Here is a 21,767-nt window from a genome sequence, read left to right as displayed (position 1 = left end):
ACGCGCCGGCTTGTGTTGCCGGTCTTGTTGGCGAAACTGGCCTGAAATCTAGCTCCAACTCTCTTTCAGTGCCAAACCTTCCTGGGCGCCCTTGCCAGCGCCCAGTCATTCTCAACGCCACGTCTTCTTCTTTTTCCAACGCCGCTCGCCGCGCGCACCGGCTTCCTTGGCGCCGAGGTAGAACTCCTGGATATCGGGTGAATTCATCAGACGCTCACAGGTGTCGTTCATGACGACGCGGCCGATCTCCAGCACATAGCCGTAATGCGCCGTCTCCAGCGCGATCTTGGCATTCTGCTCGACCAGCAGGATCGACATGCCCTGCTCCTCATTGACGCGGCGGATGATGGTGAAGATCTCCTTCACCAGGATCGGCGACAGCCCGAGCGACGGCTCATCGAGCAACAGCAGCGTCGGCCGGTTCATCAGCGCCCGCCCGATCGCCAGCATCTGCTGCTCGCCGCCCGAAAGCTGCCCGGCCGGCTGGCCGAGCCGCTCCCTCAGCCGTGGAAAATAGCCGTAGACGCGCTCGAGGTCCTGCGCCACACCGTCGCGGTCCTTGCGCAGATAGGCGCCCATCATCAGGTTTTCGCGCACCGACAGGAACGGAAACACCTCGCGCCCCTCCGGCACGTGGCTCAGCCCGAGCCTCACGATCCGGTCGGCCTCCATGCGCTGGATCGGCTTGCCGAGGAATTCGATCGAGCCCTTCTGCGGGTCGAGGATGCCGGAGATCGTCTTTAGGACCGTGGTCTTGCCGGCGCCGTTGGCGCCGAGCAGCGTCACGATCCGGCCGCGCGGCACCTCGAGGCTGATGCCGCGGATCGCCATGATCGGCCCGTAATAGCTTTCGATGTTGGAGAGTTTCAGGATGATGTCCGCTGTGCTCATGGCATCATCCTCATGCGCCGAGATACGCTGCGACGACGTCGGGATGGTGCTGCACCTCGGACGGCGAGCCCATCGCCAGCACGCGGCCGTAGTTCAGCGCGATGACGCGGTCGGAGACGCGGTTGACCAGCGTCATGTCGTGCTCGACCATCAGCACGGTGATGCCGAGCTCGCTCTTCATGTCGCGGATCCAGAACGACATGTCGTCGGTCTCCTCGACATTGAGGCCGGAGGACGGTTCGTCGAGCAGGATCAGCTTCGGCTCCGAGCACAGCGCCCGCGCCAGCTCGATCACCTTGCGCACGCCGTAAGGCAGTCCCGAGATCAGCTTGTCGCGGTAGGGCTCGAGATCGAGGAACTCGATCACCTGCTCGACGCGGCGGCGATGCGCCTTCTCGCCGGCACGAACGCTCGGCAGGAACAACAGTTCCTGCCACAGCCGGGTGGTGGAATGGCGATGGCGGCCGACCAGGAGATTGCTCAGCACGGTCGCGTTCTCGAACAGCTCGATGTTCTGGAAGGTGCGGGCGATGCCGAGTTTCGCGATATCGTAGGCCGGCTCCTGGGTGATGTCCTGATCCTCGAAGAAGATCTTGCCGGAGGTCGGCGGATAGATCCGCGAGATCAGGTTGAAGATCGAGCTCTTGCCGGCGCCGTTGGGCCCGATGATCGAGAGGATCTCGCCCTTCTCGACCGCGAAGCTGACCGCATCGACCGCCTTGAGGCCCCCGAAATGCAGCGACAGGTTCTCGGCGCGGAAATAGCTCATCTGTTCCGCTCCGATTTCACATAGATCTTCTGCCGCTTGAAGGTGGCGCGCTTGTAGAGCGGGAACAGCTGGAAGAAGAGCTTGATCTTGAGCCAACGGCCATAGAGTCCGAGCGGTTCAAACAGCACGAACAGCACGATGATGATGCCGTAGATCGCGCCCTTCAGTCCGTTGGCGGAGGCGAAGGCTGCGACCGCGTCCTGGATATGGCCCGCGCGCTCGGTGCCGGCGCCGAGGGTGGCAGCAATGCCGCCGATCACGCCGGGCATATCGTCCTTCAGATAGGTCAGGAACGGATCGATCATGACCAGGAAGATCGCGCCCAGCACCGCACCGTGCAGGCTGAACGTGCCGCCGATCAGGATCACGATGATGAACTCGATCGAAAGCTGCAGCGTGAACATCTCGGGCGAGATGAAGGACAGCTTGTGCGCGAACAGCACGCCGGCAAAGCCGGTGATCGCCGCCGAGATCGCGAACGACTTCACCTTATAGAGCGCGACATTGATGCCCATGCTGCGCGCCGCGGTCTCGCTGTCGCGGATCGCGACAAAGGCGCGCCCGGTCGGCGAGCGCAGCAGATTGAGCGTGCCGACGATGGTCAGCACCAGCACCGCAAGGCAGAGGTAATAGAAGGTCGGGCCGTCGCGCGACACCGTGGTGCCGAGCAGCTGCATGGTCTTGACCCGCATGCCCTCATTGCCGTTGGTGACGCTTTCCCAGCGCGCCAGGATCTCCTCAACGATGAACGCAAAGGAGATCGTCGCGATCACCAGATAGATGCCCTGCAGCCGCAAGGCCGGAAATCCGACCAGCGCGCCGACCACGCCGGTCAACAGCCCCGCGGCGAGGAAGTAGACCGGGAACGGCACGTTGAACTGCTGCAGATAGGCGGCGGTATAGGCGCCGATCGCAAGAAACGCGGCATGGCCGAGCGAGGCCTGTCCGGTGAAGCCGGTCAGGATCAAGAGCCCGACGCCGACGGTCGCGTAGATGCAGACGAAGACAAGCTGGCTCATCAGATAGCTTGAGAGCACGTAAGGCGCGATCAGCAGCACCGCCAGCAACAGGCCGTAGGAATAGATGTAGCCCGAATGCGGGAACAGCTTGATGTCGTCTTCGTAATCGGTCTTGAAGAGAAACCGCATGTGTCGCTCCTCAGACCTTCTTGCGGACGTGAAGGCCGAACAGGCCCTCGGGCTTGAGCAGCAGCACCGCGAGCAGCACGATGTAGGGCGCGACGTCCTTCCATCCCTGCGGCAAATAGAAGCCGGCCATGCTCTCGATCACGCCGATCAGGACGCCGCCGACCACGGCGCCCGGGATCGAGCCGAAGCCGCCGAGCACCGCGGCCGGAAACGCCTTCAACCCCAGCACAAGGCCGACATTGGAATGAATGAAGGTGATCGGCGCCAGCAGCACGCCGGCGCAGGTCGCGACCGCCGCCGAGATCGCCCAGACGATCGAGACCACCCGCTTGACCGGAATGCCCATGTAATAGGCAGCCAGCATGTTCTCGGAGCTGGCGCGCATCGCCGTGCCGAGCGTGGTGCGGTTGAAGAACAGATAGAGCAGCGCGCACAGGATGATGGTCGCCGCGATCACCGACAGCTTGTCGTAGGCAAGCACCAGGCTGCCGATCCGAAGGACGCCCTGGCTGAACGGCGTCTCGATCTTGAAGTCGTCGGTGCCCCAGATCATGCCGGAGACCGAGCGCAGGAAATAGCCGAGCCCGATCGTCGCCATGATGATGGAGAACTGTGGATAGCCGAGGATCGGCCGCACGACGAGCCGCTCGGCCAGCATGCCGAACAGCGCCATGCAGATCACCGCGCCGGCGAACCCGACCCAGTAATTCAGCCCGAGCATGCCGATGAAGGTGAAGGCGAAAAAGCCGCCCAGCATCATCAAATCGCCTTGCGCGAAATTGACGACCTCGGTTGCCTTGTAGACCAGCACGAAGCCGAGCGCGATCAGGCCGTAAACGCAGCCGAGCGCGATGCCGCTGACGAGCTGCTGAACAAAGTCCAGCATCGTTCCCTCCCCGATGCCCGGCGATTCTTATCCGATCGCTCGTTGCATCCCGCCTTCACGCCCTTGTGTCTGGAGCGCCGAAAGCCGCCTATGTCCGCCCCGATTGAGCCAAAAGGCCCGATCCCTGTCAACAAACCGCTGTTGTCGCTGTATCATCACATTTGCGGAGATTTGCCGCAGCACGGACTAATACGGATATCACCTTTGATTTGCCCCGTGCGATTCACTGCACCGAAACGGTTTTTGTCCAAGCTTTGCGCAACCGACGAGCGAAATTCCGGATCGCCACCACGCCATGACACCTGAACTGTCCGCACTCGCCGTGCGAGGGTTAACCAAGCGTTTTGATCGCCCGGCGGTCGACGCGCTCGATCTCACGATCCGTATCGGCGAGTTCTATGCGCTGCTCGGACCGAACGGCGCCGGCAAGACCACGACGCTGCGCATGGTGGCGGGGCTATTGCGGCCCGATGCCGGCTCGGTGTCGATCCTCGGCATCGATGCGCTCGCCGATCCGGTCGCCGCCAAGCAGATCATGGCTTGGGTGTCCGACGAGCCGATGATTTACGACAAGCTGACGCCGCTGGAATATCTCGAATTCGTCGCCGGCCTGTGGGGCATCGATCCGCGCACCTCGGAGAGCTCGGCGCGCGATCTCCTGATGTCGCTCGGGCTCGAGCCGCATCTCAACGAGCGCTGCGAAGGCTTCTCCAAGGGCATGCGCCAGAAGGTGGCGCTGGCCGGCGCGCTGGTGCACGATCCCCGCCTGATCATTCTCGACGAACCGCTGACCGGCCTCGACGCGCTGTCGGCGCGCCACGTCAAGGGACTGCTGCAGGAGCGCGTCCGCGCCGGCTGCACCGTGATCATGACGACCCACATTCTCGAAGTCGCCGAGCGGATGGCCGACCGGATCGGCGTGATCGCGGCCGGCAGGCTGATCGCCGAGGGCACGCTGGCCGAGCTGCGCGCGCAGAACGGCCGCAACGACACCACCCTCGAGGACATGTTCATCGCGCTGGTCGATACCGAAGCGGCGGCCGCGTGAGCTCGGTCGCCCACCTCACCTGGTTCGCGCGGCACGAATTCCGCCTGGCGTGGCGCGAATGGCTGGCGATGATGACCGGCGGCCGTCGCCGGCGCAATCGCGCCGTGATCGGCCTTCTGATCTTCGCGGCGATCCTGCATCTGCCGGCTTATGCCGTGGTCAACCGCTATGCCGACCTGCGGTTTCCGCTCGACCCGTCGTCGCTGATCGTGCTGACCGCGACGATCTTCCTGGCCTGGGCGCTGATGCTCTCGCAGGCGATCGAGTCGGTGACGCGCGTGTTTTACGCCCGCGCCGATCTCGATCTGATCATGTCGTCGCCGGCAAAACTCACCAACATCTTCTCGATCCGGATCGCCGCGATCGCGCTGACGGTGAGCAGCATGGCGCTGTTGCTGTCGACGCCGTTCATCGACGTGCTGGTCTATCTCGGCGGCCCGCGGTGGCTCGCCGGCTTCGGCGTCGTCCTTGCGATCGGGCTGTCGGCGGCAGCCGCCGCGATCGCCGTCACCGCGTTCCTGTTCCGCCTGATCGGGCCGAGCCGGACGCGGCTGGTGGCGCAGGTCGTCTCCGCCGTGATCGGCGCCGGCTTCGTCATCGCGCTGCAGGTCGTGGCCGTGCTGTCCTACGGCACGTTGTCGCGCTTTGCCTTCCTGACCTCGGAAACCGCGGCGCGAATTGCCCCCGCCCTCGGCAGCCTGCTGTGGTGGCCGGCGCGGGCATCGCTCGGGGACCTCGAAATCATGATGCTGCTGCTCGCCGCGGCGCTGGTGATGCTCGGCGGCGTGATGGCGATATTCGCACCGCGGTTTGCCGATACGGTCGCCAGCGTCGCCGCCAATCCGGCTGCGGTGACGCGGGGACGCGCCCGCGCGTTCCGGGCGGGCTCGCGGCAGCAGGCGCTGCGGCGCAAGGAATTCTTGCTGCTGCGCCGCGATCCGTGGCTGCTGTCGCAGACCCTGATGCAGATGCTCTATCTGCTGCCGCCGGCGCTGATGCTGTGGCGCAGCTTCTCCGGTACGTCGACCGCGATCGTGCTGATTACGCCCGTCATCGTGATGGCCGCAGGCCAGCTCGCCGGCGGGCTCGCCTGGCTGACCATCTCCGGCGAGGACGCGCCCGATCTGGTGGCGACCGCGCCGCTGCCGCCGTCACGCGTGACCCGCGCCAAGGTCGAGGTGGTCCTGATCGCGATCGCCGCAATCTTCGCCCCGCTGGTGGCCGCGCTGGCGTTTGCCTCGCCAGGGCAGGCCGCGGTCACGGCGATCGCAATCCTCATCGCGACCGCATCCGCCGCCGCGGTCCAGCTCTGGTTCCGCGCGCAGGCCAAGCGCAGCCAGTTCCGCCGGCGCCAAACCTCCTCCCGTATCGCGACCTTCGCGGAAGCCTTCTCCTCGATCGGCTGGGCCGCAACCGCGGCACTGGCCCTGACAATCCCGACGGCCGCGCTGGTCAGCGGCATTCTGACGCTGCTGACGCTTGTCATCGCCTGGAAGATCAGCCCGCGGCGCTAGCCTTCATCACCTCGATCACCGCCGCGGCAAACGCCTCGGGCGCTTCCTGCGGCAGATTGTGGCCGGCATGCGGAATCAGGCGATGGGCAAGGCGGCCGGTGTACTTTGCCGCAGAGCGACTGCCGTCGGTCGCGAACGTCACGCCGTCATCGGCGCCGTCGAGCGAGACGGCGGGGACCCTGATGACAGGCAATGTGTCGAGCCGCCGCTGCAAATCCGCATATTGCGGATCCCCATCGACAACGCCGTAGCGGTGCCGATAACTGTGGATCACCACGTCGACATAATCAGGATTGTCGAACGCGACCGCAGTCCGCTCGAAGCAGGCGTCGTCGAACGCCCAGCCCGGCGACCATTGCGACCACAGGATTTTGGCGATGCCGCGCCGGTTGGCGGCAAGCCCCGCCCGCCCCCGCTCGAGCTGGAAGTAGTACTGATACCAAAGCGGCACCTCGCGATCCGGCGGCGCCGGCACCATTGCATGCGCGATGTCCTGGATCATGTAGCCGTTGGTGCAGACGAGTCCGATGCATCTTTCCGGCCACAGCGCCGCACCGATCGATGCGGCGCGGCCGCCCCAGTCATAGCCGGCGAACACCGCGCGCGCGATGCCGAGCGCGTCCATCAGCGCCACCATGTCGGCACCGACCGCCGCCTGCTCGCCCGAGCGCGGCGTCGCCTTGTCGCGGAACGCCGTCGGTCCGTAGCCGCGCAGATAGGGCACGATGACCCGACAGCCTTGCGCCGCCAGCATGGGCGCGACGTCCACATAGGAATGGATGTCGTAGGGGAAGCCATGCATCAGCAGCACGGCCGGCCCAATGGAGGGGCCCCGCTTCGTAATAGGCGATGTTGAGCACACCGGCCTCGACATGGCGCAATGGCTCGAGCCGTTTGGTCGAAGGCGCGCGCTGCGAAGAGACGGTATCAGTCACGCAGAACTCCCTGATCTCGATCGTTTGCGCGGCATCCTAGCGTGTCCCGACGCAATAATCGCCCGGCTCGTGTTGCAGCCCGCGCCATGGAGCGATGCACGGGCCTCATCATGACGGCGCGCCAATTGCGCGCTACTCTTCCGTCCGCGGATGCCGCCGCAGACGGAACAGGTCATGCTGAGATTGCTCGCCGCGCTGGTCTTGCTGGGATCATTGACCGGTCACGCCTTCGCGCAGGACGCCCAGCGCAGCGAATGCCTGGCGATGGCCAATGCGCCGCCGCGCGCCGTCCCCGTGAGCTACCGCCGCGTCGCGGACAAGAACGCGACCAAGTCCGACGAAGTCGCGATCACCTATGCCGGCCATTCGACCTACTATATCGACACGCCCGGCGGCATCCGGATCGCGACCGACTATAACGGCGTCTATCGGACCGGGCGGCTGCCCGACGTCGCGACCATGAACCGGGCCCACGCGACCCATTACACGCTGTTTCCCGACCCCAAGATTCCCCACGTGCTGCATGGCTGGGGCGAGAACGGCCAGGCCGCGCATTACGCGATGCGCATCGGCGACGTCTATATCCGCAACGTCACCACCGACATCCGCCGCTACTGGGGCGAAGACTCCGGCGGCGAGATGATCAAGGACGGCAATTCGATCTTCATCTTCGAGGTCGCCGGCCTCTGCATCGGCCATCTCGGCCACCTCCACGTCAAACTCGACGACAGCCATTTCGCCGCGATCGGCCGGCTCGACATCGTGATGGTGCCGATCGACGGCACCTATACGATGTCGCTCGACGGCATCTCCGAGATCACCAGGCGATTGCGCGCCGCCGTCGTGCTGCCGATGCACCGCTTCGCCACCCCGCTCGACGAGTTCATGCGCCTGATCGGCCAGCAGTTCGAGATCGATCGCCGCGGCGGCGAGCGCACCTTGCGGATTTCGCGCGACACCCTGCCGGCGACGCCGACGGTGATCATCCTCGATGGGGTGTGAGGCTCAACGCACTCATTCCTCCGCCGCCTGGCTGCGCCGGTAGTGCCGCCGCGATTTGGCAAGATTGCCGCAATCGCCCATCGAGCACCACCGCCGGTTCTGGGTACGGCTCTCGTCAACGAACAACCAACCGCAACCCCGCTCATCCTGGCACTGCTTCACCCTCAGCGCACGGGGCCCGGTCAGAAGGCTCACCGCCGACCATGCGATCGGCTTGAGCAGCGTCTCGGGCGCAACTTTCCCGGCTGTCGGCAGCCACCGCAGGGTGTCGCCGACAGGTCCGAGCGCAACACCGCCCAACGCGGCTTCGAGGTATCGGTTGATATCGGCCAGCGCCGTCGGATCGATCCGGCCGCCTCCGATGCGGCCGATAAAGATCCTGTAGAGCGCCTCGCGCAGACCATGCGCCGCATTCAGAAAGGCATCGGCCTCGTGCGGTGAGGCTTTCCATCGCGCCCTGAGTTGCGCGGCGATCCGGCGATCCGCCAGTTCGGCATCGACCAGCCATTTCAGGATGGAATCCGAGGTCGCGATCCGATCCTCAACCAGGTCGCGGAGACGCCATGCGACGGTATTGACGAACTTGATGCTGAGCTCTTCCCGGGACGACGCCTCAGCCGAAGGAACGCGCGGCATGGTCCAGCAACTCCTCCGGAACGCATAACCCCTTAATGGGTTGGATTTGATAACCCATTAAGGGGTTAGAATCTAGCTCGGGAGCCTCGTATGTCCAAGCGCCTTTTGATTGTCGGCGCGTTCGCCGCCATCTATCTGCTTTGGGGTTCCACCTACTTCGCGATCGCGCTCGGCTTGAAGTCGATCCCGCCGTTCCTGCTGATGGGCCTTCGCTCGCTCGGCGGCGGCCTGATCCTGATCGCGCTGAACGGGGCGGACGTCACGCGTGTTTCGCGGTGGAACTGGCTGACCGCAGCACTTTGCGGCGTGCTGTTCTTCGTCGGCTGCCATGGTGTTCTCGCTTATGCCCAGCAATCGGTTCCGTCCGGCATCGCCGCGATCATGCTGGCTACGATCCCGTTCTGGGTGTTGCTCATCGATTTCCTGTATCCGCAAACCCGGCGTCCCGCGACCATGACGCTCGCCGCATTGCTGCCCGGCCTTGCTGGTGTTGCAATCGTGGGCTGGCAATCGGCCGAACAGGGCCATTTCAGTATCCTTCCCATTCTGCTGCTGCTCGCTGCGGCGTTCTCCTGGGCGGTGGGCACGGTGCTGTCGCGCCGGACTTCGGATCATGGTTCGCCAACATTGTCGTCAGGCATGCAACTGTCGATCGGCGGCGCGGTCCTGTTTGCAATCAGTCTTGCGTCCGGTGAACTGGAAGGCTTCTCGCCGCGCGGCGTTTCGGCGCCCTCGCTCGCGGCCGTGATCTATCTCGCCATCGCCGGCAGCGTCATCGGCTTCACGGCATTTCGCTGGCTGCTAGACAATGTGTCGACGTTCATGGTCTCGACCTACATCTTCGTCAACCCGATCATCGCCGTGCTGCTCGGCACGCTGATTCTGGGCGAGCCGTTTTCCGTCACGATGTTGTTTGGAGCGCTTCTTGTCATCGCCTCGGTCATCATCACCTGGCGCGCCGAGCAGGCATCGCCGGCGTCGGCCAGGCAAGCTCAGTCGATGACATGGTCGCGACCGGCAATACGGTCGGGTTGACCGGCACGCGCAGACGTACGCATGCCTCCTCAGGCAGAGGTCAGGCAGAGGCCCGGGTTTGACGCGCTCGTGCGGCTCGTTATCCTCCCCAAAGCCGACATGGTATCGGCGGCCGACAAGAGCAAGAACAGGGAGCATCATCGATGGCCAGCACTCTGCCCGCCTCCGCCAGCGGGCTCTATGCCAATCCGCGTGAAGACTGGCTCGCCCAATACACCGAGGAGATCATCGACCCGGCCCGGCCGATCGTCGATCCGCATCACCATCTCTGGGATCGCGGGGGCTTGCGCTATCTGATCGAGGAGATGCGCGACGACATCGCGTCCGGCCACAACATCGTGGCGACCGTCTATGTCGATTGCCGGTCGATGTACCGCGGCGACGGCCCGGAGGCGTTCCGTCCGGTCGGCGAGGTCGAGTTTGCCAACGGCGTCGCGGCGATGGCGGCGAGCGGCGGCTACGGCAAGGCGGCGATCTGCGCCGGCATCGTCAGCCACGTTAACCTTCTGATCGGCGATCAGGCCAAGGCGGTGCTGGAGGCGGAGATTGCCGCCGGCAACGGCCGGTTCCGCGGCATCCGCCACTCCTCGGCCTGGGATGAAGACCCCAACGTCGCCCACATGTACGCGAACCGACCGAAGGGCATTCTGCTGGACTCCACCTTTCGTAGGGGGTTCGCCTGCCTGGCACCGCTCGGCCTCAGCTTCGATGCCTGGTTGTTCCACCCGCAGATCAGCGAGCTGACCGACCTCGCCCGCGCCTTTCCCGATACCAGGATCGTGCTCGACCATTGCGGCGGCCCGGTCGGCACCGGCCGCTTCGCCGGCAAGCGCGCGGAGACCTTTCCGGTCTGGAAGGCGTCGATCCAGGAGATCGCCAGATGCCCGAACGTCGTGGTCAAGCTCGGCGGGCTGGCGATGTGCCTGCTCGGCTACGACTTCCACCTCCGCCCCAGGCCGCCCTCGTCGGAGGAACTTGCCGCCGCCTGGCGGCCTTATGTCGAGACCTGCATCGAGGCGTTCGGTCCGGACCGTTGCATGTTCGAGAGCAACTTCCCACCTGATAAGGGGCAATGCAGCTACCAGGTCATCTTCAACACCTTTAAACGGCTTGCATCACAATATAGCGAAGCCGAAAAGACGGCGTTGTTCTTGAAGACGGCAAAGGATGTCTATCGGCTCGATATCGGGTAAACTCTCGACTCATGGATGACGGCATCACCATCCGGCCGCTTCGAGAGGCTGATGCGGAAGCGGTGGTCGAACTTTACGCAAAGGCAGCCGCGGTGGAACCGCGGCTAGGCCCTGTCACGCTGCCGCAATGGGACCAGTTCCTGAAGCTGCCGCAGAACCGCGGCGGGCGCGGCTTTCGTGTTGCCGAGCGCGATGGCGCACTCGTCGGCCTCGCCGAGTCCTCGTTGCGCGACCAGGGCGCGCATCACACCCGATTCCTCAAGATCGTCGTGGCGCCCGAGATGCGCCGCCGCCGGATTGGCCTCGCGCTGTTCGACGAGGTGCTTGCGATCGACGCCGATGCCGATCTCACCGTGCAGACGCTGGTGAGCAGCGACTGGCCGGCCGGAATGGCCTTCGTCGCGGCCTTCGGCTTCGTTCATGTCGAGTCCGAGATCGGGATGAAGTGCGTCGAGCCGCTGCAGCCGGCGCGCACGCTCGCGGCCGCGCGCGCCACCATCGAGCAGGTCAGCGACGTCAGCGCCTGCGCGGGCGAGGTCGCGCGCATCCACAATGCCGCCTATGCCTCGGACGCCGCCTTCCGCCTGTACTCGCCGGAGGAGATGGCGCAGGTCCTGACCGAAAGCGAAGTCTGGATCGCGTCGGAGGATGGACAGATGTCGGGCTTCTGCCTGACCGAGCCGGAACGGAACTCGATGTGGATCGAGTCGGTCGCCGTCGATCCGGTGCGGCAGGGACGCGGGCTCGGCCAGCTGCTGGTGTATCGCGTGCTGGCCGCACACGACGTCTCGATCGAACACCCGTGCTGGCTCAACGTCTCGAGCCGCAACGCTCCCGCGCTGAAGATCTATCGCCGGCTCGGCTTCCGGCCGCAGCACGAGACCTGCCGCTTCAGCGCGCCACGCGGCGACCTGCTCGCCGCGCGGGGGCGGAGGTTTCAGTAGAGCGCGATGACATTGGGTCGGTAGCGACGGCGACGGGATTGCGCTCCCTCGCCCCGTTCTTACGGGGAGAGGGTTGGGGTGAGGGGCCTCTCCACATATTCGGTGACAGCTGCATTCGCGGAGGCGCCCCCTCACCCGGATCGCATCTGAAGATGCGATCCGACCTCTCCCCGCACGCGGGGCGAGGTGAAGAGCGTCGGCCCCCTTACGCCCACTCGCCCTTGCGGAACACCGGCACGCTGCGACCGTCGGCATGGATGCCGTCGATGTCGGTGTCGGCGGAGCCGATCATCCAGTCGATATGGATCAGGCTCTTGTTGCCGCCCTGCTCGGCGATCTGCTGCGGCGTCAGCTTGTCGCCATTAACGAAGCATTTCGAGTAGCACTGGCCGAGCGCGATGTGCGAGGCGGCGTTCTCGTCGAAGAGCGTGTTGAAGAACAGCAGCCCGCTCTTCGAGATCGGTGAGGAATGCGGCACCAGCGCGACCTCGCCGAGGCGGCGCGCGCCCTCGTCGGTGTCGAGCACCTTCTTCAGCACTTCCTCGCCGCGCGAGGCCTTGGCCTCGACGATGCGGCCTTCCTCGAACTTGACCGAGATATTGTCGATCAGCGTGCCCTGATAGGACAGCGGCTTGGAGCTGACGACGTGGCCGCTGACGCGGCGGCAGTGCGGGGTGGTGAAGACTTCCTCGGTCGGGATGTTGGCATTGCAGACGATGCCGTTCTTGGCAGTCGACGCACCGCCCTCCCATTCATGACCGTCGGCGAGGCCGATCGTGAGGTCCATGCCGGGTCCGGAATATATCAGCGCGTGGAAGCGCTGGCCGTTCAGCCATTCGGTGCGCTCGCGGAGCTTCGCATTGTGCTGTGCCCAGGCGGCGACGGCGCCATCCTGATCGACCCGGGACGCGGAGAAGATCGCATCGGCAAGCTTGGCCACCGCGACGTCCTCGGCATCGTCGGGGAACACCTGCTTGGCCCAGGACGTGCTCGGATAGGCGATGATGTTCCAGTTGGTGTCGAAATTGACGATCTTCTCCAGTGCCGGCTGGTAGGCGATCGAATTGGCCTTGCTGGCGCGCGCCACCTTGACCGGGTCTTCGCCCGACAGCAGCATCGGATTGTCGCCGACGATCGCAAGCCGCGCGGTGTTGGCGCCGAACGCCTTCGCCATGCCCTCATAGAGCCAGCTTGCGGCGCGATCGAAACTCGCATCGTTGGCGTAGCGGTAGCGCGCCAGCGTGAGCTCCTCGTCCGAGAAGAATGGCGTCACGAGACCCGCACCGGCCTTGTAGGCATGCTCCACCACCCGCCGCACCAGCGGCATCGCTCCGGCGGGCGCCGTGAGCAGCAGATCCTGCCCCGGCTGCAGCTGCAGGCCGACCTTGATCGCGACTTCGGCGAGCCGGTCGAGCTTCACGGGATCGATCGATGCGGAAAGGTTGCGTTGATGTGCGGTCATGAAGCGCCGTGTCGTTTGAGGAACCCTCGGGATTCGTAGTCCAATTCGATCCGCATCCGCAAGGTTCCTGCCCGCCGCGCCCGATCACGCGACGGCGAGCAATTGCCTCGAATTTTACCGCTTCACCGAGGCCAGCACCCGGTCGACCATCTGCGGCGCCAGGCCGAGATAGTTTTTCGGCGCGGTGAGGCGGTCGATCGTCGCCCGATCGATCCGGCTGGCGACGCGATCATCCGCCGCCAGCGCCTCGGCCAGCGTCAGGCCCTTGTCGTTGGCGCGGCGGCAGGCGTCATAGACCACGTCATGCGCCTCCTGTCGGCCGATCGAAGGCGCAAGGCCCATCATCACGGCTTCGGCCACGATCAGCCCGCAGCTGATGTCGAGATTGTCGGCCATCCGCTGCTCGTCGACGATCAGACCGCCAAGCGCGAACCTCGCCTGGTGCAGCGCGCCCGCGGTCAGCACGAAGCTTTCCGGGATCGCCATCCATTCGGCGTGCCATGGACCGGTGGCGCGCTCGAAATCCTGCACCATCGCATCCAGCATCAGGCCGGCATGCTGGCGCACCGCCTTGGCGGCGGCGAGCATCAGCTCCGACGAGATCGGGTTGCGCTTCTGCGGCATGGTCGAGGACGCGCCGCGCCCTTTGACGAACGGCTCGTAGACCTCGGCGAACTCGGTCGACGCCATGATCATGATGTCGAGCGCGATCTTGCCGAGCGTTCCCGTGACCAGCGCGAGGAAATTCACCGCTTCCGCCAAGCCGTCGCGCGCGACATGCCAGGTCGAGACGGGCACGCCGAGCCCGAGTTCCTCGCACAGCGCCTGCTGGACCTCGAAACCCTTGTCGCCGAGCGAGGCCAGCGTGCCGGCGGCGCCGGCGAACTGGCCGACCAGCACGCGCGGCTTCAGCTCCGCAAGCCGCGCGGCGTGGCGATCGAACGCGGCGAGCCAGATCGCGGTCTTGTAGCCGAACGTCACCGGCAGCGCCTGCTGCAGATGGGTGCGGCCGGCCATCGGCGTGTCGCGGTATTTTTTCGAGAGATCGGCGAGGATGCCGCGCAGCGCAGCGATGTCGTCCTCGATGATCTTCAATCCGTCGCGCAGTTGCAGCACCACGGCGGTGTCCATGACGTCCTGCGTAGTCGCGCCCCAATGGACGTAGCGGCCGGCCTCGCCGCACTGCTTGGCCATCTGATGCACCAGCGGCAGGATCGGGTAGCCGACGACGTCGGTCTCCTGCCGCAGCAGATCGAAATCGAGCGCGGCAACATCGGTACGTTTTGCGATCTCCGCGGCGGCTTCAGCGGGAATCACACCGCAGCGCGCTTCGGCCTTCGCCAGCGCGACCTCGACCTCGGCATAGCGCTCGATCAGCCGCAGGTCGGAAAACACCTCGCGCATCTCGCGCGTGCCGAAGGCATCGCGAAACAATACGGAATCGAGCACGGTGGTCGAGGTCGGGAAGGCGGACATGGGCAAATCCTGTTGCCGGTCGCAGACGGCAACGTCCCTATCACGGCAAGGGCCCGTGCCCTACCCCTCCGGCGGCGCCTCGCCGAACACCTCGGCTGCGATCTTGCTGGTCTCGATCGCGGCCGGAATGCCGCAATACATCGCGACCAGCAGCAGCACGTCCTGCACCTGCGCGGCGGTGCAGCCATTGGCCAGCGCGCCCTTGGCATGCACGCGGAACTCGGCCGGCTTGCTGCTCGCCGCGGTGATGCCGAGCATCACGAGGCTGCGGATCTGGTCGGACAGCCCGCTGCGCTCCCAGACGTCGCCGTAGACATAGGCATTGATGATGTCCTGCAGCGGCGTGCCGAAATCGCCCGCAGCGGCCATCCGCTTGGCGACATCGCCCTCGCCGAACATCTTCTGGCGCCGGCGCAGTCCGCGCGCATGGAGATCGCTGATGTCCACCATCGTCGTCTGGCTCCCCTGAATGGGCTATTTATACGGATAAATATGACGCACCTCAACATTCCAGCAGGCCTGGCGCTTGCCTTTCTAAGGTATTTGTCCGTATAAATTTGCAAAAGCAGACACGAGGGGACCGGGATGAAGTTACGGCTGGGGCTGCTCGTCGTCCTGCTTGCGACGCTTTCCATCCTGCCGGCTTTCGCCGCGGACGATTTCCCGCAACGGCCGCTCAAGATCATCGTGCCATTCCCGGCCGGCGCCGGTCCCGACAATGTCGCGCGGCTGGTCGGCCAGCATCTGCAGGACGCGTTCGGCCAGACCGTGCTGATCGAGAACCGCGCCGGCGCGCTCGGCAGCATCGGCGCCCAGGAGGTCGCCCGCAGCGCGCCCGACGGCTACACGCTGTTGATGGGCACCAACACCACCCATGCCAGCAACGTCGCGACGCTGAAGAGCCTGCCCTACGACCCGGTGAAGGATTTCGCACCTGTCATCCGCACCACCACCACGGCGATGGTGCTGCTGGTCAATCCCAAGCTCGCGGCCAGGGACCTGCCGCAGTTCCTCAGCTACGCCAAGGCCAATCCCAACCTGACCGCGGGCTACGGTTCCGGCGCATCGCAGATCTCGATCGCCCAGCTGCAATCGCGCGGCGGCCTGTCGCTGGTCGCGGCGTCGTATCGCGGCGTCCCGCAGGCGATGACCGACGTGATGGCGGGGGTGATCGATCTCACCTTCGGCGACTTCTCGGTCGCGATCCCGCAGATGCAGGGCGGCACCTTGCGCGGCATCGCCGTGACGTCGGCGACCCGCAACGAGCTGACGCCCGGCCTGCCCGCGCTCGCGGAAGCGATGCCGGGCTTCGAGGCCACGATCTGGTACGGCCTGTTCGCGCCCGCCGGCACGCCGGAACCCGTGGTCAGCAAACTCTACGCCGAGTGTGCGAAGTACCTCGCGATGCCGGAGACGAGGAAGAAGCTCGCCGATGTCGGCGTGATGGTGGCGCCGCTCGCGCCCGCCGAGTTCGGTGCCTTCGTCAGGAGCGAGGTCGTGCGCTGGTCGGCGGAGGTCAAGGCGGCCGGCATCCAGCCGCAATAAAGCGAGGCGGCGTCGCATCATGGCTCGCGAGACACCCGTTGGCATGATTGGCCTGGGGCTGATGGGATCGGCGCTCTCCGCGCGGCTGATCGACGCCGGCATCGGGGTGATCGGCTTCGACATCGACGCCGCGAAGACAGATGGCCTGCGAGCCAGCGGCGCCGAGTTCGCGGCTTTTGCCGCCGACGTGGCAGCGCGCTGCCGGACCATCGTCATCGCGGTGGATGACGCGGCCCAGGTCAAGGGATTGCTGCCGGAGCTCGCCAACGCGACGGCGCCGCCGCGCATCATCTGCACCACCACCTGCGCGCCGGGCGAGATCGCGGCAATCGCCGAATTCGCCTCCCGCTCGCGCCTCGCCTTCATCGAAGCGCCGATCTCGGGGACCAGCGCCGAGGTCCGTGCGGGCACGGCTACCGCGCTGGTCGCCGGCGATGCCGACATCATCGACGCCGCCGCGGCGACGCTCGATATCCTCTGCCCGCAGCGGATCAATGTCGGCGCGATCGGCAATGCCAGCCGCACCAAGCTCGCCATCAACCTGATCCTGCAGAACAACCGCGCCGCGCTGGCCGAGGGCATCGCCTTTGCCGAAAGCCTCGGCCTCGACGGCGCGGCGTTCCTTGCGACCGCGCGGCAATCGGCGGCATATTCCAAGGTGATGGACAGCAAGGGGCCGAAGATGCTGGCGCGGGATTTCTCGCCGCAATCGCATATCGCGCAGACCTTGAAGGATGCCGAGCTGATCCTGCAGGAGGCCGGTCGGCACGGCCTGCCCTTGCCGCTGACCTCGGTGCAGGCCGAACTGCTGCGCGCGGCGATCGCGCTTCAAGGGCCAGACAACGACAGCGCCGCGGTCATCGAGGCGATCCGGGCCGGCCGCGGCCACGGTGAGGGACAGTCATGATCAACTGTGCGATCGCGGGCCTCGGTCGATGGGGCCGCGCACTGGTCCGGGCCGCGCGCAACGAGCCGCGGCTCAGGATCGTCCGCGCGGTGGAACCCGACGCCAACGGCGCCGCCAGCTTTTGCGAGGCGCACGGCCTCTCCATCGCGGCGAGCCTGGACGATGTCCTCGCCGACCCTCGCATCGATGCCGTGCTGCTGGCGACGCCGCATTCGCTGCACAAGGGCCAGGTGATCGCGGCAGCCGGCGCCGGTAAGCAGGTGTTTTGCGAGAAGCCGCTGGCGCTTCGGCGCGCCGATGCCGCGGAGATGTTCGCGGCGTGCCGCAGCGCCGGCGTGGTGCTCGCGGTCGGGCATAACCGCCGGTTCTGGCCGTCGATGCAGGCGCTGCGCGCGATCACAGCCAGTGGCGAGCTCGGCACCATCCTGCATGTCGAGGGTCACAACAGCAACGAGAACTCGCAGAGCATCACGCAGGGCTGGCGGCTGTCGCCCGAGGAATCGCCGGGCGGCGGCCTGACCGGCGCGGGGCTGCATGTGCTCGACGGCTTCGTCAGCCTGCTTGGTCCCGCGCGCCAGGTCTATGCCCGGTTGAGTGCGCGCGAGGCCGGACCGCCGCCGCTCGACACTGCAACCTTGGCGATTGAATTTGTGAATGGCGTGAGCGCAACCCTTGCGACAATTCGCGCAACACCGTTCTATTGGCGCGTGCATGTGTTCGGAACGAAGGGATCCGCCGAGGTGCTCGACGAACAGACGATGGTGCTGCGGAAATCCGGCGAGGCGCCTGCGACGACGCGCTATCCGGCAATCGACACCCTCACCGCGGAACTATCGGCCTTTGCCGACGCCGTCGAAGGCAAGCAGCCGTTCCCGGTGCTCGAGGCAGACGTGCTGGCGACGCTCGCCGCGTTCGAGGCCGCGCTGCAGTCGATGCAATCGGCACATCCGGTCGTCTGCCATACGGCATACCAGTGATCCGCCATGTCTGAACAACCGGACCGAGCGCGATCGTCCCGCTACCGCGACATCGCCACCGGACTGCAGAAGGACATCCGGCTCGGCACCTACGCGGTCGGCAATCTGCTGCCGACCGAGACCGAGCTGATGGCGAGCTACCAGGCCAGCCGGCAGACCGTGCGCGAGGCGCTGCGCATCCTGATCGACCAGGGCCTGATCGTGCGCCGCGCCGGCCTCGGCTCGGTGGTGATCGCATCCGAGCCGCCGGTGCTGTTCACCCACAGCGTCAAGTCGCTCGGCGAGTGGCTGCGCTATTCCAACGAAACCTACCGCGACGTCGTTGCCAGCAGCGACATCGTCGCCGACCGCAAGCTGGCCGGGCTCTTGAAATGCGAGCCCGGCAAGAGCTGGTTCCTGATCGAGGCGGTGCGCCGCTCCGACCAGTTCGCAGCCCCGCTCGGCTGGGCCGAGATCTACGTGCTGCGCCGGTTCGCCGATGTCGTGACCCGGCCCGACCACGGTCGCACCCCGGTGCATGAGCAGATCGCCAGGATGTACGGCCAGGTCACCGAGCGCGCGCAGATGGAAATCTTCGTGCGGGGCATGCCGGCGCCGATCGCCAGGGCGCTCGGCGTCAAGACCGGCTCGCCGGCGCTCACCGTGGTACGCCGCTACTACGGCCAGCGCGAGGAACTGTTCGAAGTCACCATCACCACGCACCCCGAGGGGCGCTACACCTACACGATGGATATGCAGCGCTCGCTGCGGCCGAAGCTCTAGCGCACCCGGGCCAGATGGGTGCTGGCAGAGGTGTGTGCCGTCTGCGGGGTGCCGCTCACGCCCCAGATCGCGACCGCAATCAGCGCGGCCGCCCAGACATATGGCACAGCATTCAACTTCTTCATTTCCGGGATCATCCCCAACGTCTCAGCAGGACCGACTGACCTTGCGACCCAGGTTGTGAATCTCACCACCGCGGTCCTCAGCGTCTCACCAGGCAGCCGTCCTTCACAACGCTACTAAGGTTAGACCTTGTCGGTTTCAGGACGCCTTCGTGCGAATCCGGAAATGATTTCGTCGGAACCGGGCTCTCTTATCCGAATTGATGAGACGGCGGGCCGAAGGGGTCCGGCTCCATTCGAGGCAACACTTAAGAGAATTTTCTGCCCAAATTTGAATCAGACGCACAGCAAACCTTCCAAAGATGCACCCACTGAATTCTTTTTGATTGTCGCCCCGACTCCCGCCGTGCGATCAGGGCCTGTGACACTGTGATGACAAGGGCTTCTCCCGTGACTGCCGAACCGGCCAAACCGCAAGGCGACTCCCGTCGCCGCTCCAAGGAAACCCAGGACGAGGTGGCGCGGTCGCTGGAACGGGAATTGAAGCTGCTGACGGAAGAGCGCCAGGAGCGCGCGCTCCGGTTCGGCCTCGACATTGCGGGCAAGACGCCGAAGGTGGACCAATAAGGTCGCCGCCGCGCTGAGAGCCTCGGGCGCATAGTTTCCTTAGCATTGTCGATTCGCGCGGCCGTCTGCCATGGCGGTGTGCGTGTTGGCGTGCGCCGGTCGTGATTTCCTGCGATCATGCCGCCAAGATCGCTGCGCGGGCACGACGCCTTCTGCACTACTGCAACGACCAGTCCCAGCTACAACGTCCGCCGCGGCGTATGGGTCCCGGCCTTCGCCGGGACGACGCGAAGGAAGCCGAGCTTCACGTGCCCGAAATGGACAGGGACGCGGCCCGCGCTCGAGCTATTGCGCGCCCGGCGCTTCAGCGTCGGCCTTAACGTCGCGGCCGAAGCGATCCTTGCCGCTGAGCCGGGCCTTGCCGCCATCGAATGACAGCAGCCATCGGCGGTCGGTATCGCCGCCGACCAGACGCAGGTCGATCGCGAATGTCTGGTTGTCCTGCCACGTCCCCTTCAGTGCCATCACGCCGAGCGCCATTGGCTGACCGAGACGGTAGGCACCGTCGAGCCCGATCGGTCCTGCCACTGTCGTCACCGGCCTCGCCGAATCCGGCGTCGCCGTTTCGAGTTCGTAGTGCGCGGGCTGATCCGTCAGATGCAGCGTCAGTGCCCGCAAATTGAAGCCATTGGCCGGGAAGCGCCAGGTCTTGCCGGAGATGGCGGCGGCCGTCTCGGGCACGGCACCAACCGTCGACAGCTTCTCGGTTGCGATATCGCGCAACGCGCCCGCGAGCTGATTGCCGCCGACGGAGTTCACCGGCAGCGCCGTGTCGGATTTGACCGCGCCGGAAATCCCGTCGGCCATCCTGCCGAACGAGCAATAGTCGCGCGCGGTCACGACCGTGACGATGTCGAGCGCGGGAAACAGCATGACGAGCTGGCAGCGGTCGCCGACCGCCATGACAACCTGCCGCTGCGGCATCACCCAGAAGAAATTGGCGTAGCGCAACGATGAGTCGAACGAGGCGTGCATCTCCGTCGTCGCATGCCTGATGCGATCGACCCAGCCGGTCGGCAGCAAGCGCTGCCCGTCCCATTCACCGTCATGCAGATAGAGCAGGCCGATCCTGGCGGCGTCGCGCGGCGCGAGCTGAAGTCCGCCGCCGCCCTGCGTCAGTCCGGGACCGATGCTGTTCCAGTACGGCGCGGCTATCCCGAGCGGGCGAAACAGTTTGGTCACCGCGTAGTCCCGCGCGCTCATGCCGGTGAGCTTGTTGATTATGGCGGCCAACAGCTGCGCATTGCCGGTGTTGTAGTAGAACGCCTCGCCCGGCGCCTTCGCCATCGGGCGATCGAGGATGAACTGGATCGCATCAGGGCTGCGCTCCCACTCGATCAGCGAGTCCGGTCGGCCACCCTCAACGCCTTCGGTCCAGGCCATTCCCGAGGTCATGTCCAGCATGGTCTGGACCGTGATCGCCCGCTTGCGGTCGTCGAGATTGGCGATGGTGCGATCGCCGAAGAAATCCACCATGCGATGGTCGAGGCTGTCGAGCACGCCATCCCTGAGCAGCATCGCGACCAGCGTTCCGGTCACCGCCTTGGTGACGGAATTGAACAGATGCGGGATCTCCGGCGTGTAGGGCGCATAGTAGGCGTCGAGCACGATCCGGCCGTGCCGCGCGATCAGGAGGCTATCGAGACTGTGGGCCGCGCCGTCATTGACGAGCCGCGCCAGCGCGGCGGAATCCATCCCCTGCTCTTCCGGCGTCGAGGTCTGCCACTGCCAGGTCTGCCACTGCGAGGTCTGCGGTACCGGCTCGGCGGCGCCTTGCGCCTGGGCTGCGCCCGACAAAGCCGAAGCTGCAAGCACGAGCCCTGCAAGCATCGGCAGCGCCAAACGTTGAACTTGCATCGGCGTCTCATTGCGACACGGCGGAGAGCCGCACCATCCGCGATCCCTCGCTTGCTTGTCAATCGTCGCCGCGACCGCGCGCCATCAGGAC

General features: G+C 65.6%; 21 protein-coding genes and 1 pseudogene. 11 read left to right on the top strand and 11 right to left on the bottom strand.

Annotated features, from left to right (window positions below):
- Window positions 1-111 precede the first annotated feature (111 nt).
- The 4 genes from ACVW1B_RS38140 to ACVW1B_RS38125 are packed head-to-tail and all read right to left on the bottom strand — an operon-like array spanning window position 112 to window position 3,694.
- Window positions 112-891 (bottom strand): ABC transporter ATP-binding protein, encoded by a 780-nt coding sequence (locus tag ACVW1B_RS38140; RefSeq protein ID WP_018269124.1) that lies wholly within the window; start codon window positions 889-891, stop codon window positions 112-114.
- A gap of 10 nt (window positions 892-901) precedes the next feature.
- Entirely contained in the window at window positions 902-1,660 is a 759-nt protein-coding gene (locus ACVW1B_RS38135) for an ABC transporter ATP-binding protein (RefSeq protein WP_028336610.1), read from the bottom strand.
- Window positions 1,657-2,808 (bottom strand): branched-chain amino acid ABC transporter permease, encoded by a 1,152-nt coding sequence (locus ACVW1B_RS38130; protein WP_016846829.1) that lies wholly within the window; start codon window positions 2,806-2,808, stop codon window positions 1,657-1,659. Before ACVW1B_RS38130 ends, ACVW1B_RS38135 begins: the two co-directional genes overlap by 4 nt.
- A gap of 10 nt (window positions 2,809-2,818) precedes the next feature.
- Window positions 2,819-3,694: a branched-chain amino acid ABC transporter permease gene (locus ACVW1B_RS38125; protein ID WP_028336612.1), complete on the bottom strand. Its 876-nt coding sequence runs from the start codon at window positions 3,692-3,694 to the stop codon at window positions 2,819-2,821.
- Window positions 3,695-3,989: 295 nt separating this feature from the next.
- Between ACVW1B_RS38125 and ACVW1B_RS38120 the strand changes: the two genes are divergently transcribed.
- The gene (locus tag ACVW1B_RS38120; RefSeq protein ID WP_253604987.1) at window positions 3,990-4,742 is read left to right on the top strand and encodes an ABC transporter ATP-binding protein; all 753 of its coding nucleotides are present in this window, start codon (window positions 3,990-3,992) and stop codon (window positions 4,740-4,742) included.
- On the top strand, window positions 4,739-6,256 hold the full coding sequence (locus tag ACVW1B_RS38115) for a permease (RefSeq protein ID WP_253604988.1): 1,518 nt from the start codon (window positions 4,739-4,741) through the stop codon (window positions 6,254-6,256). Before ACVW1B_RS38120 ends, ACVW1B_RS38115 begins: the two co-directional genes overlap by 4 nt.
- Here the strand turns inward: ACVW1B_RS38115 and ACVW1B_RS38110 are convergent.
- Window positions 6,240-7,137: pseudogene (locus ACVW1B_RS38110) on the bottom strand (alpha/beta fold hydrolase). The gene ACVW1B_RS38115 and the pseudogene ACVW1B_RS38110 sit on opposite strands and share 17 nt — an antisense overlap.
- 228 nt (window positions 7,138-7,365) lie before the next feature.
- On the opposite strand from ACVW1B_RS38110, the gene ACVW1B_RS38105 reads away from it, so the two are divergent.
- Entirely contained in the window at window positions 7,366-8,193 is an 828-nt protein-coding gene (locus tag ACVW1B_RS38105) for an MBL fold metallo-hydrolase (protein ID WP_168858233.1), read from the top strand.
- A 12-nt stretch (window positions 8,194-8,205) separates the two neighbouring features.
- On the opposite strand, the gene ACVW1B_RS38100 is transcribed toward ACVW1B_RS38105, so the two are convergent.
- Window positions 8,206-8,829, bottom strand: a complete 624-nt coding sequence (locus ACVW1B_RS38100) for a CGNR zinc finger domain-containing protein (protein WP_253604991.1) — start codon at window positions 8,827-8,829, stop codon at window positions 8,206-8,208.
- 90 nt (window positions 8,830-8,919) lie between these two features.
- Here ACVW1B_RS38100 and ACVW1B_RS38095 point away from each other — a divergent pair, with 90 nt between their 5' ends.
- The 3 genes from ACVW1B_RS38095 to ACVW1B_RS38085 all read left to right on the top strand — a co-directional run bounded on the left by ACVW1B_RS38095 (window position 8,920) and on the right by ACVW1B_RS38085 (window position 12,001).
- A complete protein-coding gene (locus ACVW1B_RS38095) occupies window positions 8,920-9,864 on the top strand; it encodes an EamA family transporter (RefSeq protein ID WP_253604993.1) in 945 nt (314 codons plus the stop codon).
- 143 nt (window positions 9,865-10,007) lie between these two features.
- Window positions 10,008-11,057: an amidohydrolase family protein gene (locus ACVW1B_RS38090; protein ID WP_253604995.1), complete on the top strand. Its 1,050-nt coding sequence runs from the start codon at window positions 10,008-10,010 to the stop codon at window positions 11,055-11,057.
- Window positions 11,058-11,068: 11 nt separating this feature from the next.
- A complete protein-coding gene (locus ACVW1B_RS38085) occupies window positions 11,069-12,001 on the top strand; it encodes a GNAT family N-acetyltransferase (RefSeq protein ID WP_225645440.1) in 933 nt (310 codons plus the stop codon).
- Window positions 12,002-12,206: 205 nt separating this feature from the next.
- On the opposite strand, the gene ACVW1B_RS38080 is transcribed toward ACVW1B_RS38085, so the two are convergent.
- From ACVW1B_RS38080 to ACVW1B_RS38070, 3 genes are all read right to left on the bottom strand, one after another.
- Entirely contained in the window at window positions 12,207-13,463 is a 1,257-nt protein-coding gene (locus ACVW1B_RS38080; protein WP_253604996.1) for an aminopeptidase, read from the bottom strand.
- A 114-nt stretch (window positions 13,464-13,577) separates the two neighbouring features.
- Entirely contained in the window at window positions 13,578-14,939 is a 1,362-nt protein-coding gene (gene pcaB / locus ACVW1B_RS38075) for a 3-carboxy-cis,cis-muconate cycloisomerase (RefSeq protein WP_456822839.1), read from the bottom strand.
- Between the two features lie 60 nt (window positions 14,940-14,999).
- Complete coding sequence (locus ACVW1B_RS38070; RefSeq protein WP_212054563.1) at window positions 15,000-15,389, bottom strand: carboxymuconolactone decarboxylase family protein; 390 nt, start codon at window positions 15,387-15,389, stop codon at window positions 15,000-15,002.
- A gap of 135 nt (window positions 15,390-15,524) precedes the next feature.
- Between ACVW1B_RS38070 and ACVW1B_RS38065 the strand changes: the two genes are divergently transcribed.
- The 4 genes from ACVW1B_RS38065 to ACVW1B_RS38050 are packed head-to-tail and all read left to right on the top strand — an operon-like array spanning window position 15,525 to window position 19,130.
- Window positions 15,525-16,484, top strand: a complete 960-nt coding sequence (locus ACVW1B_RS38065) for a Bug family tripartite tricarboxylate transporter substrate binding protein (protein ID WP_253605000.1) — start codon at window positions 15,525-15,527, stop codon at window positions 16,482-16,484.
- Between the two features lie 19 nt (window positions 16,485-16,503).
- Window positions 16,504-17,391 carry an NAD(P)-dependent oxidoreductase gene (locus ACVW1B_RS38060; RefSeq protein ID WP_253605002.1) on the top strand — a complete coding sequence of 296 codons (888 nt, stop codon included), beginning with the start codon at window positions 16,504-16,506 and terminating at the stop codon, window positions 17,389-17,391.
- On the top strand, window positions 17,388-18,368 hold the full coding sequence (locus tag ACVW1B_RS38055; protein WP_253605004.1) for a Gfo/Idh/MocA family protein: 981 nt from the start codon (window positions 17,388-17,390) through the stop codon (window positions 18,366-18,368). Before ACVW1B_RS38060 ends, ACVW1B_RS38055 begins: the two co-directional genes overlap by 4 nt.
- Window positions 18,369-18,374: 6 nt before the next feature.
- Window positions 18,375-19,130 (top strand): GntR family transcriptional regulator, encoded by a 756-nt coding sequence (locus ACVW1B_RS38050; protein WP_225164541.1) that lies wholly within the window; start codon window positions 18,375-18,377, stop codon window positions 19,128-19,130.
- On the opposite strand, the gene ACVW1B_RS38045 is transcribed toward ACVW1B_RS38050, so the two are convergent.
- Entirely contained in the window at window positions 19,127-19,255 is a 129-nt protein-coding gene (locus tag ACVW1B_RS38045) for a hypothetical protein (RefSeq protein WP_016847287.1), read from the bottom strand. The genes ACVW1B_RS38050 and ACVW1B_RS38045 overlap by 4 nt on opposite strands.
- A 387-nt stretch (window positions 19,256-19,642) precedes the next feature.
- Here ACVW1B_RS38045 and ACVW1B_RS38040 point away from each other — a divergent pair, with 387 nt between their 5' ends.
- On the top strand, window positions 19,643-19,819 hold the full coding sequence (locus tag ACVW1B_RS38040) for a hypothetical protein (RefSeq protein ID WP_162832420.1): 177 nt from the start codon (window positions 19,643-19,645) through the stop codon (window positions 19,817-19,819).
- A gap of 285 nt (window positions 19,820-20,104) precedes the next feature.
- On the opposite strand, the gene ACVW1B_RS38035 is transcribed toward ACVW1B_RS38040, so the two are convergent.
- The gene (locus tag ACVW1B_RS38035; protein ID WP_253605006.1) at window positions 20,105-21,676 is read right to left on the bottom strand and encodes a serine hydrolase domain-containing protein; all 1,572 of its coding nucleotides are present in this window, start codon (window positions 21,674-21,676) and stop codon (window positions 20,105-20,107) included.
- Between the last annotated feature and the right edge of the window lie 91 nt (window positions 21,677-21,767).

The organism is Bradyrhizobium sp. USDA 4502, assembly GCF_054063355.1.
The sequence above is the reverse complement of the archived record's forward strand: the minus strand, read 5'-3'. Positions and strand labels throughout refer to the sequence as shown.

Bases quoted from the DNA above. Each gene is read 5' to 3' on its own strand.
- ACVW1B_RS38045 (WP_016847287.1), bottom strand. From the start codon at position 19,255: ATGAAGAAGTTGAATGCTGTGCCATATGTCTGGGCGGCCGCGCTGATT.
- ACVW1B_RS38140 (WP_018269124.1), bottom strand. From the start codon at position 891: ATGAGCACAGCGGACATCATCCTGAAACTCTCCAACATCGAAAGCTAT.
- ACVW1B_RS38125 (WP_028336612.1), bottom strand. From the start codon at position 3,694: ATGCTGGACTTTGTTCAGCAGCTCGTCAGCGGCATCGCGCTCGGCTGC.
- ACVW1B_RS38055 (WP_253605004.1), top strand. From the start codon at position 17,388: ATGATCAACTGTGCGATCGCGGGCCTCGGTCGATGGGGCCGCGCACTG.
- ACVW1B_RS38065 (WP_253605000.1), top strand. From the start codon at position 15,525: ATGAAGTTACGGCTGGGGCTGCTCGTCGTCCTGCTTGCGACGCTTTCC.
- ACVW1B_RS38050 (WP_225164541.1), top strand. From the start codon at position 18,375: ATGTCTGAACAACCGGACCGAGCGCGATCGTCCCGCTACCGCGACATC.
- ACVW1B_RS38070 (WP_212054563.1), bottom strand. From the start codon at position 15,389: ATGGTGGACATCAGCGATCTCCATGCGCGCGGACTGCGCCGGCGCCAG.
- ACVW1B_RS38085 (WP_225645440.1), top strand. From the start codon at position 11,069: ATGGATGACGGCATCACCATCCGGCCGCTTCGAGAGGCTGATGCGGAA.
- ACVW1B_RS38095 (WP_253604993.1), top strand. From the start codon at position 8,920: ATGTCCAAGCGCCTTTTGATTGTCGGCGCGTTCGCCGCCATCTATCTG.
- ACVW1B_RS38080 (WP_253604996.1), bottom strand. From the start codon at position 13,463: ATGACCGCACATCAACGCAACCTTTCCGCATCGATCGATCCCGTGAAG.
- ACVW1B_RS38090 (WP_253604995.1), top strand. From the start codon at position 10,008: ATGGCCAGCACTCTGCCCGCCTCCGCCAGCGGGCTCTATGCCAATCCG.
- ACVW1B_RS38105 (WP_168858233.1), top strand. From the start codon at position 7,366: ATGCTGAGATTGCTCGCCGCGCTGGTCTTGCTGGGATCATTGACCGGT.
- ACVW1B_RS38035 (WP_253605006.1), bottom strand. From the start codon at position 21,676: ATGCAAGTTCAACGTTTGGCGCTGCCGATGCTTGCAGGGCTCGTGCTT.
- pcaB (WP_456822839.1), bottom strand. From the start codon at position 14,939: ATGTCCGCCTTCCCGACCTCGACCACCGTGCTCGATTCCGTATTGTTT.
- ACVW1B_RS38060 (WP_253605002.1), top strand. From the start codon at position 16,504: ATGGCTCGCGAGACACCCGTTGGCATGATTGGCCTGGGGCTGATGGGA.
- ACVW1B_RS38100 (WP_253604991.1), bottom strand. From the start codon at position 8,829: ATGCCGCGCGTTCCTTCGGCTGAGGCGTCGTCCCGGGAAGAGCTCAGC.
- ACVW1B_RS38135 (WP_028336610.1), bottom strand. From the start codon at position 1,660: ATGAGCTATTTCCGCGCCGAGAACCTGTCGCTGCATTTCGGGGGCCTC.
- ACVW1B_RS38130 (WP_016846829.1), bottom strand. From the start codon at position 2,808: ATGCGGTTTCTCTTCAAGACCGATTACGAAGACGACATCAAGCTGTTC.
- ACVW1B_RS38120 (WP_253604987.1), top strand. From the start codon at position 3,990: ATGACACCTGAACTGTCCGCACTCGCCGTGCGAGGGTTAACCAAGCGT.